The 13,629-nt window shown below is 63.3% G+C and carries 15 pseudogenes; all 15 read right to left on the reverse strand.

What is annotated here, in order from left to right:
• Positions 1 to 404: 404 nt before the first annotated feature.
• The 15 pseudogenes from FLM52_14310 to FLM52_14380 all read right to left on the reverse strand — a co-directional run bounded on the left by FLM52_14310 (position 405) and on the right by FLM52_14380 (position 13,613).
• A pseudogene (locus FLM52_14310) lies at positions 405 to 992 on the reverse strand (VWA domain-containing protein).
• Between the two features lie 198 nt (positions 993 to 1,190).
• Positions 1,191 to 1,697, reverse strand: a pseudogene (locus FLM52_14315) (hypothetical protein).
• A gap of 948 nt (positions 1,698 to 2,645) precedes the next feature.
• Positions 2,646 to 3,794 (reverse strand): annotated as a pseudogene (locus FLM52_14320) (hypothetical protein).
• 600 nt (positions 3,795 to 4,394) lie between these two features.
• Positions 4,395 to 5,045: pseudogene (locus FLM52_14325) on the reverse strand (hypothetical protein).
• Positions 5,046 to 5,108: 63 nt separating this feature from the next.
• Positions 5,109 to 5,759: pseudogene (locus tag FLM52_14330) on the reverse strand (hypothetical protein).
• A gap of 63 nt (positions 5,760 to 5,822) precedes the next feature.
• A pseudogene (locus FLM52_14335) lies at positions 5,823 to 6,473 on the reverse strand (hypothetical protein).
• A gap of 63 nt (positions 6,474 to 6,536) precedes the next feature.
• Positions 6,537 to 7,187 (reverse strand): annotated as a pseudogene (locus tag FLM52_14340) (hypothetical protein).
• Between the two features lie 63 nt (positions 7,188 to 7,250).
• A pseudogene (locus FLM52_14345) lies at positions 7,251 to 7,901 on the reverse strand (hypothetical protein).
• Between the two features lie 63 nt (positions 7,902 to 7,964).
• Positions 7,965 to 8,615, reverse strand: a pseudogene (locus FLM52_14350) (hypothetical protein).
• 63 nt (positions 8,616 to 8,678) lie between these two features.
• A pseudogene (locus tag FLM52_14355) lies at positions 8,679 to 9,329 on the reverse strand (hypothetical protein).
• Between the two features lie 63 nt (positions 9,330 to 9,392).
• A pseudogene (locus tag FLM52_14360) lies at positions 9,393 to 10,220 on the reverse strand (hypothetical protein).
• Between the two features lie 600 nt (positions 10,221 to 10,820).
• Positions 10,821 to 11,471 (reverse strand): annotated as a pseudogene (locus tag FLM52_14365) (hypothetical protein).
• A 63-nt stretch (positions 11,472 to 11,534) separates the two neighbouring features.
• A pseudogene (locus FLM52_14370) lies at positions 11,535 to 12,185 on the reverse strand (hypothetical protein).
• Positions 12,186 to 12,248: 63 nt separating this feature from the next.
• Positions 12,249 to 12,899 (reverse strand): annotated as a pseudogene (locus FLM52_14375) (hypothetical protein).
• Positions 12,900 to 12,962: 63 nt separating this feature from the next.
• Positions 12,963 to 13,613, reverse strand: a pseudogene (locus FLM52_14380) (hypothetical protein).
• Positions 13,614 to 13,629 lie beyond the last annotated feature (16 nt).

The following is a 13,629-nucleotide window of genomic DNA, read 5'->3' on the forward strand; positions in this document are numbered from 1 at the left end:
TTGGTATCCGGGTCATAACTGTAGGTCGTGCCATCCACAGTGACCGATTGCAGATAACCGCCATCCGCTCCCAACAGACTGCCGTCCACGGAACTGCCTGATACCAGCTGACCGCTGACAGGTGATTGGACCGTGGCAGCAAGCGTATCGTCCAGATCCTCGAAGCTGGTCACGACTGTGCTGTCGAGGTTCTCAACTGCAGAGCCATCATAGGCGATCGGATCAAGATTGGACTCGGTGACACCGTCACCCAAACCTATTGCGTAAGACTTGATACCATTTTCAACCAGGAAGTCAGTCCAGATTTCCTCTTCTTGCGGAGAAATTCCTCTATCGCTGTAGTAGACGGTGTTTCCGACGAGAACATCGAGCTGGTTGGAGTCGCCATCGCCATAGTTGGGGCTACCATCAGAGAAGAAGTAGGAAATGCTTTGCGCATTTTCCAATGCCCCATCTTGTGAATAGTTTTCCATAGCTGCAGCCAAAGCGGAGTCATAGTTAGTGACACCAGCCGCCACAAGATCGTCCAGGATCTCCACGACTTCATCGACACTCAGCCAAGCATCTTGCGCTGTAGCCACTGTCGAGAACGTCACGAGATTGATACGAACATCACCGAAATCGTCGTATGCCCCGATCAAGGTCTTGATCGAGTCGATAGCGCTCTGAAGGCGAGTCTCACCATTTATGCCATCGTCCTCCCCCATGGAGCCGGACACATCCAGCACGATAGTGAGATTGGTATCCACCAGGGTGGACGAGAAGCTCTGCGCTTCCTGTTGCTCGGGGGCATCATCCTCGATGCCGATGGTCAGCGTGCCGGTGGAGCTTGCGCCTTCGCTATCCGTTGCGAGCACACCGAAGTCCAGAGACAGGACATCTTCCCCATCACCCGAGTGATCGACCGCCTGACTCAGAGTGAAGGTATAGGCACCGCTGTCATCGATGGTCACCGTCGCGACTTCATTGCCATCAACATCGGTTGCCACCATTGACTGGGTACCGCTGCCGGACCAGGCCACCGCACTGCCACCGGAGGTGATGGCCGTGGCAGGAGCCGTCAATACCAGCGACACGCTGTCACTATCGACGTCCGTGACGGAAACCGTACCGGTGACTGTGGTGGCATCGGTGGTATCCGTGAAGCCATCAGCCGCATCACTGTCGGCGATACCGCCTTCGAGCCCTTCTTCACTGACACGGCCTTCAGTCGCCGTCACCACCGGGGCATCGTTCGTCCCCTGGATGGTAATGGTGACATCCTGGGTAGCTGTCGCTCCTGCCGTATCCGTGACAGTGACGGTGTAGGTCAGGACCAGTGACTCGCCTGCAGACAGGTAGTCGAAGCTTTCCCCGGCAGCGCTGCTGTCGAAGGTCCAGTTGAGCGTCCCTTCCGTGTTCTCGTCATCGATGATGGCGCCGGTGTCCACTCCCAGCAGCGCAAGCAGGTCATCGTTGTCCAGCGTACCGGTGTCTCCAGCACTGGAGACGCCGGTGACGCTCGGCGTCACGCTGTTGCTGAGATCCACGTCATCCACCGACAGAGTCCCGCTGGCACTCAGCGGTGAATCCGTCTCCGTCAGGCTGGCGGCGGTACTGTCGCCACTGCTGACACTGATCGCCGGGCCGTCGTTGCGACCATTGATGGTGATCGTCAGAGTGGTGCTGGAGGTATCACCGTCAGCATCCGTGATCACGTAGGTATAGACATCCGTGACCGACTCACCGACCGCCAGGTACTGCAGGTCGTCGCGTGCTGACTGGTAGCTGTAGGAGCCATCCGCCGCCAGGGTCAGCTCGCCGTGCTCACCCGTGATCACGGCCGCCGCGCCATCGCTCACCGTGACGGTTTCTGATCCAGAAGTGACGGCGGTGACGGTGACCGCATCGGCCCCCAGGGTGTCCGCCGTCGCAAATGAGCCGTCCACCACGTTGCCGGTAACGGCAGCACTACGATTCTCGTTCATGCTGCGGGTATCAGCGTTGGCGATCGGCGCGGTGTCCAGAACGGTGACATCCAGACTGGATGTGGTGCTCTGACCGGCAAGATCCGTCACCACGACAGCGAAGTCGTCAATGACACTGTCATCGCCACCGGCATGATCAGCCGCAGTGCCATCTTCCACATAGCTGTAGGAGACCACTCCGGTGTCGGCATCATAGCCAGTAACGGTCAGCGTTCCTTCGCCATCTGGCTTGGAGATCACTACCGGTGCGGTGTTGGCGTCCGTGATATCCACACCAGCGATTGTCACTGCCGCAATACCTGCCGCAGCTTTCACGGTAAAGGTATCGGTGACAGTACCTCCTGTCGCTTCGGTGACCGACTGATCTTCCAGTGAACTGATGACCGGCACAGCATCATCAGTACCGGTGATCACGATATCCACTGTCGTGGTGGAACCATCGCTGAGCTGCACGATGTACTGCTCATTGATCGTGTCGGCAGATGTCAGCCCCTGCACAGCGGCAGTGTCGTTATCCAGCGTATAGGTCCAGCTACCGTCGGCATCGACAGCGAAGGTACCGTAGAGACTGCTGTCGTCAGTGGCCGGCGTGAACGTCGGGGCGTCACTATCGACATCGGTTGCGGTCAGCGTACCTGAAGCTTGTGTCACACCATCTTCGGCCACTGCCCCATCATCTGCACTGATGACAACCGGATCATCGACCGCCGTGACATCCTGGAAGCTGAGAATGGCTTCATCAACTTCGGTGCCATCCGTGATCACATAGGTGGTGTCAGGTACCGGACCGTTGTAATTCTCGCCGGGCGTGAAGGTGAAGGTACCATCGGCATTGATAAGCAGTGTGCCGACTTCGCCAAGATCCGCTGTCTCGCCCGGGTCGTATGTATCGCCGTCAACAGTGAAGCTGACGACGCTCAACTCATCACCATCGGCGTCGACGTCATTGCTCAGGACGTTGCCGCTGACCGGAGTATCTTCCTCGACCAGAATCGGGCCATCGTCATAGGCCACTGGCTTGTCGTTCAAGCCCTGGACATTGATGGTGATGACAGCGGTATCCGAATCCCCATCCGCATCGAGGATGGTGTACTCGAACTCCTCCTTGACCAGATCACCCGCTCCCAACGCCTGGGCACGTACATCATCCAGGTCATAGCTGAAGGTGCCATCGGTATTGAGGGTCAAGCTACCGTAGCTGCCATCGACGGTAACGCTGCCCTCATTGTCTACCAGTGAAGTGCCATCGAGATGCGTGATGGTCACGCCATCAGCGCCCAGCTCATCCTGTCCGCCGCCGACAACACTCGAAATGACATTGGTGTTGATCACCGGTTCACCATCCGGAGACGTATCATCTTCGCGAATGGTGTAGGTATCGTCATTGGCGACAGGCGCGGTATCCAGAATCTTGACATCAAGACTGTCACTGGTGCTCTGCCCAGCCAGGTCAGTGACGACCACGGCGTAGTTGTCGAACACGCTATCGTCACCAGCCGAGTGATCCGCAGCCGTACCATCCTCCACATAGGTGTAGGACACGGTGCCGTAATCGTAGCCCGTGATGGTCAGCGTGCCTTCGTCATCAGTCGCGCCCGGAATCACGATGGGGTTATCCACTGACGCCGTAGTGATATCCGTGCCATTGATGGTGACGCTGGCGATGCCGGCATCCGCTTCCACCTGGAAGGTGTCAGTGACGGTGCCGCCGGTGGCTTCGGTGACCGACTGATCATCCAGTGAGGAGATCGTCGGTGCGCCATCGGTGGCGCCGTCGACGGTGATGGTCAGCGTGGTGCTGGAGGTATCGCCATCGGCATCAGTGATGGTGTAGCTGAAGACGTCGGTCAGTGACTCACCGTCTTCCAGCGACTGCACGGCCGGATTGGCATTGTCGAGCACGTAGCTGTAGCTGCCGTCGGCTTCGAGCGTCAGCGTGCCGTAGCTGCCGGTGACGACCGCAGCGGCATCTGCCGTGACGGCACTGCCGTCGACGTCAGTGACCGTGGTGGCATCCGCGCCAATGGTGTCGGCGGTGTCGTTGGCGCCGTCGATGACGTTGCCGTCGAGGGCCGTGGTGGTGTCTTCGCCGATGTTGCGCGCGTCAGCCTTGGCCTCCGGCGCGGTATCGAGGATCGCGATGTCCAGGCTGTCAGTGCTGCTCTGCCCGGTGATATCGGTGACCACGACGGTGAAGCTGTCGGTGATGTCGCCGGCAGCGTGATTCTCGGTCTCGCCATCCTCGACGTAGCTATAGGTCACGGTGCCCGTGTCGGCGTCATAGCCGGTCACGGTCAGGGTGCCTTCGTCGGTGGTGATCTCGACCGGCGTGGTGCTGGCGTCGGTGATGTCGATGCCACCGATGGTGACAGCGGCAACGCCGGCGGTGGCCGCGACCGTGAAGGTGTCGGTGACGGTGCCGCCGGTGGCTTCGGTGACCGACTGATCATCCAGTGAGGAGATCGTCGGTGCGCCATCGGTGGCGCCGTCGACGGTGATGGTCAGCGTGGTGCTGGAGGTATCGCCATCGGCATCAGTGATGGTGTAGCTGAAGACGTCGGTCAGTGACTCACCGTCGTCCAGCGACTGCACGGCCGGATTGGCATTGTCGAGCACGTAGCTGTAGCTGCCGTCGGCTTCGAGCGTCAGCGTGCCGTAGCTGCCGGTGACGACCGCAGCGGCATCTGCCGTGACGGCACTGCCGTCGACGTCAGTGACCGTGGTGGCATCCGCGCCAATGGTGTCGGCGGTGTCGTTGGCGCCGTCGATGACGTTGCCGTCGAGGGCCGTGGTGGTGTCTTCGCCGATGTTGCGCGCGTCAGCCTTGGCCTCCGGCGCGGTATCGAGGATCGCGATATCCAGGCTGTCAGTGCTGCTCTGCCCGGTGATATCGGTGACCACGACGGTGAAGCTGTCGGTGATGTCGCCGGCAGTGTGATTCTCGGTCTCGCCATCCTCGACGTAGCTATAGGTCACGGTGCCCGTGTCGGCGTCATAGCCGGTCACGGTCAGGGTGCCTTCGTCGGTGGTGATCTCGACCGGCGTGGTGCTGGCGTCGGTGATGTCGATGCCACCGATGGTGACAGCGGCAACGCCGGCGGTGGCCGCGACCGTGAAGGTGTCGGTGACGGTGCCGCCGGTGGCTTCGGTGACCGACTGATCATCCAGTGAGGAGATCGTCGGTGCGCCATCGGTGGCGCCGTCGACGGTGATGGTCAGCGTGGTGCTGGAGGTATCGCCATCGGCATCAGTGATGGTGTAGCTGAAGACGTCGGTCAGTGACTCACCGTCGTCCAGCGACTGCACGGCCGGATTGGCATTGTCGAGCACGTAGCTGTAGCTGCCGTCGGCTTCGAGCGTCAGCGTGCCGTAGCTGCCGGTGACGACCGCAGCGGCATCTGCCGTGACGGCACTGCCGTCGACGTCAGTGACCGTGGTGGCATCCGCGCCAATGGTGTCGGCGGTGTCGTTGGCGCCGTCGATGACGTTGCCGTCGAGGGCCGTGGTGGTGTCTTCGCCGATGTTGCGCGCGTCAGCCTTGGCCTCCGGCGCGGTATCGAGGATCGCGATATCCAGGCTGTCAGTGCTGCTCTGCCCGGTGATATCGGTGACCACGACGGTGAAGCTGTCGGTGATGTCGCCGGCAGTGTGATTCTCGGTCTCGCCATCCTCGACGTAGCTATAGGTCACGGTGCCCGTGTCGGCGTCATAGCCGGTCACGGTCAGGGTGCCTTCGTCGGTGGTGATCTCGACCGGCGTGGTGCTGGCGTCGGTGATGTCGATGCCACCGATGGTGACAGCGGCAACGCCGGCGGTGGCCGCGACCGTGAAGGTGTCGGTGACGGTGCCGCCGGTGGCTTCGGTGACCGACTGATCATCCAGTGAGGAGATCGTCGGTGCGCCATCGGTGGCGCCGTCGACGGTGATGGTCAGCGTGGTGCTGGAGGTATCGCCATCGGCATCAGTGATGGTGTAGCTGAAGACGTCGGTCAGTGACTCACCGTCGTCCAGCGACTGCACGGCCGGATTGGCATTGTCGAGCACGTAGCTGTAGCTGCCGTCGGCTTCGAGCGTCAGCGTGCCGTAGCTGCCGGTGACGACCGCAGCGGCATCTGCCGTGACGGCACTGCCGTCGACGTCAGTGACCGTGGTGGCATCCGCGCCAATGGTGTCGGCGGTGTCGTTGGCGCCGTCGATGACGTTGCCGTCGAGGGCCGTGGTGGTGTCTTCGCCGATGTTGCGCGCGTCAGCCTTGGCCTCCGGCGCGGTATCGAGGATCGCGATATCCAGGCTGTCAGTGCTGCTCTGCCCGGTGATATCGGTGACCACGACGGTGAAGCTGTCGGTGATGTCGCCGGCAGTGTGATTCTCGGTCTCGCCATCCTCGACGTAGCTATAGGTCACGGTGCCCGTGTCGGCGTCATAGCCGGTCACGGTCAGGGTGCCTTCGTCGGTGGTGATCTCGACCGGCGTGGTGCTGGCGTCGGTGATGTCGATGCCACCGATGGTGACAGCGGCAACGCCGGCGGTGGCCGCGACCGTGAAGGTGTCGGTGACGGTGCCGCCGGTGGCTTCGGTGACCGACTGATCATCCAGTGAGGAGATCGTCGGTGCGCCATCGGTGGCGCCGTCGACGGTGATGGTCAGCGTGGTGCTGGAGGTATCGCCATCGGCATCAGTGATGGTGTAGCTGAAGACGTCGGTCAGTGACTCACCGTCGTCCAGCGACTGCACGGCCGGATTGGCATTGTCGAGCACGTAGCTGTAGCTGCCGTCGGCTTCGAGCGTCAGCGTGCCGTAGCTGCCGGTGACGACCGCAGCGGCATCTGCCGTGACGGCACTGCCGTCGACGTCAGTGACCGTGGTGGCATCCGCGCCAATGGTGTCGGCGGTGTCGTTGGCGCCGTCGATGACGTTGCCGTCGAGGGCCGTGGTGGTGTCTTCGCCGATGTTGCGCGCGTCAGCCTTGGCCTCCGGCGCGGTATCGAGGATCGCGATATCCAGGCTGTCAGTGCTGCTCTGCCCGGTGATATCGGTGACCACGACGGTGAAGCTGTCGGTGATGTCGCCGGCAGTGTGATTCTCGGTCTCGCCATCCTCGACGTAGCTATAGGTCACGGTGCCCGTGTCGGCGTCATAGCCGGTCACGGTCAGGGTGCCTTCGTCGGTGGTGATCTCGACCGGCGTGGTGCTGGCGTCGGTGATGTCGATGCCACCGATGGTGACAGCGGCAACGCCGGCGGTGGCCGCGACCGTGAAGGTGTCGGTGACGGTGCCGCCGGTGGCTTCGGTGACCGACTGATCATCCAGTGAGGAGATCGTCGGTGCGCCATCGGTGGCGCCGTCGACGGTGATGGTCAGCGTGGTGCTGGAGGTATCGCCATCGGCATCAGTGATGGTGTAGCTGAAGACGTCGGTCAGTGACTCACCGTCGTCCAGCGACTGCACGGCCGGATTGGCATTGTCGAGCACGTAGCTGTAGCTGCCGTCGGCTTCGAGCGTCAGCGTGCCGTAGCTGCCGGTGACGACCGCAGCGGCATCTGCCGTGACGGCACTGCCGTCGACGTCAGTGACCGTGGTGGCATCCGCGCCAATGGTGTCGGCGGTGTCGTTGGCGCCGTCGATGACGTTGCCGTCGAGGGCCGTGGTGGTGTCTTCGCCGATGTTGCGCGCGTCAGCCTTGGCCTCCGGCGCGGTATCGAGGATCGCGATATCCAGGCTGTCAGTGCTGCTCTGCCCGGTGATATCGGTGACCACGACGGTGAAGCTGTCGGTGATGTCGCCGGCAGTGTGATTCTCGGTCTCGCCATCCTCGACGTAGCTATAGGTCACGGTGCCCGTGTCGGCGTCATAGCCGGTCACGGTCAGGGTGCCTTCGTCGGTGGTGATCTCGACCGGCGTGGTGCTGGCGTCGGTGATGTCGATGCCACCGATGGTGACAGCGGCAACGCCGGCGGTGGCCGCGACCGTGAAGGTGTCGGTGACGGTGCCGCCGGTGGCTTCGGTGACCGACTGATCATCCAGTGAGGAGATCGTCGGTGCGCCATCGGTGGCGCCGTCGACGGTGATGGTCAGCGTGGTGCTGGAGGTATCGCCATCGGCATCAGTGATGGTGTAGCTGAAGACGTCGGTCAGTGACTCACCGTCGTCCAGCGACTGCACGGCCGGATTGGCATTGTCGAGCACGTAGCTGTAGCTGCCGTCGGCTTCGAGCGTCAGCGTGCCGTAGCTGCCGGTGACGACCGCAGCGGCATCTGCCGTGACGGCACTGCCGTCGACGTCAGTGACCGTGGTGGCATCCGCGCCAATGGTGTCGGCGGTGTCGTTGGCGCCGTCGATGACGTTGCCGTCGAGGGCCGTGGTGGTGTCTTCGCCGATGTTGCGCGCGTCAGCCTTGGCCTCCGGCGCGGTATCGAGGATCGCGATATCCAGGCTGTCAGTGCTGCTCTGCCCGGTGATATCGGTGACCACGACGGTGAAGCTGTCGGTGATGTCGCCGGCAGTGTGATTCTCGGTCTCGCCATCCTCGACGTAGCTATAGGTCACGGTGCCCGTGTCGGCGTCATAGCCGGTCACGGTCAGGGTGCCTTCGTCGGTGGTGATCTCGACCGGCGTGGTGCTGGCGTCGGTGATGTCGATGCCACCGATGGTGACAGCGGCAACGCCGGCGGTGGCCGCGACCGTGAAGGTGTCGGTGACGGTGCCGCCGGTGGCTTCGGTGACCGACTGATCATCCAGTGAGGAGATCGTCGGTGCGCCATCGGTGGCGCCGTCGACGGTGATGGTCAGCGTGGTGCTGGAGGTATCGCCATCGGCATCAGTGATGGTGTAGCTGAAGACGTCGGTCAGTGACTCACCGTCGTCCAGCGACTGCACGGCCGGATTGGCATTGTCGAGCACGTAGCTGTAGCTGCCGTCGGCTTCGAGCGTCAGCGTGCCGTAGCTGCCGGTGACGACCGCAGCGGCATCTGCCGTGACGGCACTGCCGTCGACGTCAGTGACCGTGGTGGCATCCGCGCCAATGGTGTCGGCGGTGTCGTTGGCGCCGTCGATGACGTTGCCGTCGAGGGCCGTGGTGGTGTCTTCGCCGATGTTGCGCGCGTCAGCCTTGGCCTCCGGCGCGGTATCGAGGATCGCGATATCCAGGCTGTCAGTGCTGCTCTGCCCGGTGATATCGGTGACCACGACGGTGAAGCTGTCGGTGATGTCGCCGGCAGTGTGATTCTCGGTCTCGCCATCCTCGACGTAGCTATAGGTCACGGTGCCCGTGTCGGCGTCATAGCCGGTCACGGTCAGGGTGCCTTCGTCGGTGGTGATCTCGACCGGCGTGGTGCTGGCGTCGGTGATGTCGATGCCACCGATGGTGACAGCGGCAACGCCGGCGGTGGCCGCGACCGTGAAGGTGTCGGTGACGGTGCCGCCGGTGGCTTCGGTGACCGACTGATCATCCAGTGAGGAGATCGTCGGTGCGCCATCGGTGGCGCCGTCGACGGTGATGGTCAGCGTGGTGCTGGAGGTATCGCCATCGGCATCAGTGATGGTGTAGCTGAAGACGTCGGTCAGTGACTCACCGTCGTCCAGCGACTGCACGGCCGGATTGGCATTGTCGAGCACGTAGCTGTAGCTGCCGTCGGCTTCGAGCGTCAGCGTGCCGTAGCTGCCGGTGACGACCGCAGCGGCATCTGCCGTGACGGCACTGCCGTCGACGTCAGTGACCGTGGTGGCATCCGCGCCAATGGTGTCGGCGGTGTCGTTGGCGCCGTCGATGACGTTGCCGTCGAGGGCCGTGGTGGTGTCTTCGCCGATGTTGCGCGCGTCAGCCTTGGCCTCCGGCGCGGTATCGAGGATCGCGATATCCAGGCTGTCAGTGCTGCTCTGCCCGGTGATATCGGTGACCACGACGGTGAAGCTGTCGGTGATGTCGCCGGCAGCGTGATTCTCGGTCTCGCCATCCTCGACGTAGCTATAGGTCACGGTGCCCGTGTCGGCGTCATAGCCGGTCACGGTCAGGGTGCCTTCGTCGGTGGTGATCTCGACCGGCGTGGTGCTGGCGTCGGTGATGTCGATGCCACCGATGGTGACAGCGGCAACGCCGGCGGTGGCCGCGACCGTGAAGGTGTCGGTGACGGTGCCGCCGGTGGCTTCGGTGACCGACTGATCATCCAGTGAGGAGATCGTCGGTGCGCCATCGGTGGCGCCGTCGACGGTGATGGTCAGCGTGGTGCTGGAGGTATCGCCATCGGCATCAGTGATGGTGTAGCTGAAGACGTCGGTCAGTGACTCACCGTCGTCCAGCGACTGCACGGCCGGATTGGCATTGTCGAGCACGTAGCTGTAGCTGCCGTCGGCTTCGAGCGTCAGCGTGCCGTAGCTGCCGGTGACGACCGCAGCGGCATCTGCCGTGACGGCACTGCCGTCGACGTCAGTGACCGTGGTGGCATCCGCGCCAATGGTGTCGGCGGTGTCGTTGGCGCCGTCGATGACGTTGCCGTCGAGGGCCGTGGTGGTGTCTTCGCCGATGTTGCGCGCGTCAGCCTTGGCCTCCGGCGCGGTATCGAGGATCGCGATATCCAGGCTGTCAGTGCTGCTCTGCCCGGTGATATCGGTGACCACGACGGTGAAGCTGTCGGTGATGTCGCCGGCAGTGTGATTCTCGGTCTCGCCATCCTCGACGTAGCTATAGGTCACGGTGCCCGTGTCGGCGTCATAGCCGGTCACGGTCAGGGTGCCTTCGTCGGTGGTGATCTCGACCGGCGTGGTGCTGGCGTCGGTGATGTCGATGCCACCGATGGTGACAGCGGCAACGCCGGCGGTGGCCGCGACCGTGAAGGTGTCGGTGACGGTGCCGCCGGTGGCTTCGGTGACCGACTGATCATCCAGTGAGGAGATCGTCGGTGCGCCATCGGTGGCGCCGTCGACGGTGATGGTCAGCGTGGTGCTGGAGGTATCGCCATCGGCATCAGTGATGGTGTAGCTGAAGACGTCGGTCAGTGACTCACCGTCGTCCAGCGACTGCACGGCCGGATTGGCATTGTCGAGCACGTAGCTGTAGCTGCCGTCGGCTTCGAGCGTCAGCGTGCCGTAGCTGCCGGTGACGACCGCAGCGGCATCTGCCGTGACGGCACTGCCGTCGACGTCAGTGACCGTGGTGGCATCCGCGCCAATGGTGTCGGCGGTGTCGTTGGCGCCGTCGATGACGTTGCCGTCGAGGGCCGTGGTGGTGTCTTCGCCGATGTTGCGCGCGTCAGCCTTGGCCTCCGGCGCGGTATCGAGGATCGCGATATCCAGGCTGTCAGTGCTGCTCTGCCCGGTGATATCGGTGACCACGACGGTGAAGCTGTCGGTGATGTCGCCGGCAGTGTGATTCTCGGTCTCGCCATCCTCGACGTAGCTATAGGTCACGGTGCCCGTGTCGGCGTCATAGCCGGTCACGGTCAGGGTGCCTTCGTCGGTGGTGATCTCGACCGGCGTGGTGCTGGCGTCGGTGATGTCGATGCCACCGATGGTGACAGCGGCAACGCCGGCGGTGGCCGCGACCGTGAAGGTGTCGGTGACGGTGCCGCCGGTGGCTTCGGTGACCGACTGATCATCCAGTGAGGAGATCGTCGGTGCGCCATCGGTGGCGCCGTCGACGGTGATGGTCAGCGTGGTGCTGGAGGTATCGCCATCGGCATCAGTGATGGTGTAGCTGAAGACGTCGGTCAGTGACTCACCGTCGTCCAGCGACTGCACGGCCGGATTGGCATTGTCGAGCACGTAGCTGTAGCTGCCGTCGGCTTCGAGCGTCAGCGTGCCGTAGCTGCCGGTGACGACCGCAGCGGCATCTGCCGTGACGGCACTGCCGTCGACGTCAGTGACCGTGGTGGCATCCGCGCCAATGGTGTCGGCGGTGTCGTTGGCGCCGTCGATGACGTTGCCGTCGAGGGCCGTGGTGGTGTCTTCGCCGATGTTGCGCGCGTCAGCCTTGGCCTCCGGCGCGGTATCGAGGATCGCGATATCCAGGCTGTCAGTGCTGCTCTGCCCGGTGATATCGGTGACCACGACGGTGAAGCTGTCGGTGATGTCGCCGGCAGTGTGATTCTCGGTCTCGCCATCCTCGACGTAGCTATAGGTCACGGTGCCCGTGTCGGCGTCATAGCCGGTCACGGTCAGGGTGCCTTCGTCGGTGGTGATCTCGACCGGCGTGGTGCTGGCGTCGGTGATGTCGATGCCACCGATGGTGACAGCGGCAACGCCGGCGGTGGCCGCGACCGTGAAGGTGTCGGTGACGGTGCCGCCGGTGGCTTCGGTGACCGACTGATCATCCAGTGAGGAGATCGTCGGTGCGCCATCGGTGGCGCCGTCGACGGTGATGGTCAGCGTGGTGCTGGAGGTATCGCCATCGGCATCAGTGATGGTGTAGCTGAAGACGTCGGTCAGTGACTCACCGTCGTCCAGCGACTGCACGGCCGGATTGGCATTGTCGAGCACGTAGCTGTAGCTGCCGTCGGCTTCGAGCGTCAGCGTGCCGTAGCTGCCGGTGACGACCGCAGCGGCATCTGCCGTGACGGCACTGCCGTCGACGTCAGTGACCGTGGTGGCATCCGCGCCAATGGTGTCGGCGGTGTCGTTGGCGCCGTCGATGACGTTGCCGTCGAGGGCCGTGGTGGTGTCTTCGCCGATGTTGCGCGCGTCAGCCTTGGCCTCCGGCGCGGTATCGAGGATCGCGATATCCAGGCTGTCAGTGCTGCTCTGCCCGGTGATATCGGTGACCACGACGGTGAAGCTGTCGGTGATGTCGCCGGCAGTGTGATTCTCGGTCTCGCCATCCTCGACGTAGCTATAGGTCACGGTGCCCGTGTCGGCGTCATAGCCGGTCACGGTCAGGGTGCCTTCGTCGGTGGTGATCTCGACCGGCGTGGTGCTGGCGTCGGTGATGTCGATGCCACCGATGGTGACAGCGGCAACGCCGGCGGTGGCCGCGACCGTGAAGGTGTCGGTGACGGTGCCGCCGGTGGCTTCGGTGACCGACTGATCATCCAGTGAGGAGATCGTCGGTGCGCCATCGGTGGCGCCGTCGACGGTGATGGTCAGCGTGGTGCTGGAGGTATCGCCATCGGCATCAGTGATGGTGTAGCTGAAGACGTCGGTCAGTGACTCACCGTCGTCCAGCGACTGCACGGCCGGATTGGCATTGTCGAGCACGTAGCTGTAGCTGCCGTCGGCTTCGAGCGTCAGCGTGCCGTAGCTGCCGGTGACGACCGCAGCGGCATCTGCCGTGACGGCACTGCCGTCGACGTCAGTGACCGTGGTGGCATCCGCGCCAATGGTGTCGGCGGTGTCGTTGGCGCCGTCGATGACGTTGCCGTCGAGGGCCGTGGTGGTGTCTTCGCCGATGTTGCGCGCGTCAGCCTTGGCCTCCGGCGCGGTATCGAGGATCGCGATATCCAGGCTGTCAGTGCTGCTCTGCCCGGTGATATCGGTGACCACGACGGTGAAGCTGTCGGTGATGTCGCCGGCAGTGTGATTCTCGGTCTCGCCATCCTCGACGTAGCTATAGGTCACGGTGCCCGTGTCGGCGTCATAGCCGGTCACGGTCAGGGTGCCTTCGTCGGTGGTGATCTCGACCGGCGTGGTGCTGGCGTCGGTGATGTCGATGCCACCGATGGTGACAGCGGCAACG

Source organism: bacterium Scap17, assembly GCA_013376735.1.
Taxonomy (GTDB): domain Bacteria; phylum Pseudomonadota; class Gammaproteobacteria; order Pseudomonadales; family Halomonadaceae; genus Cobetia.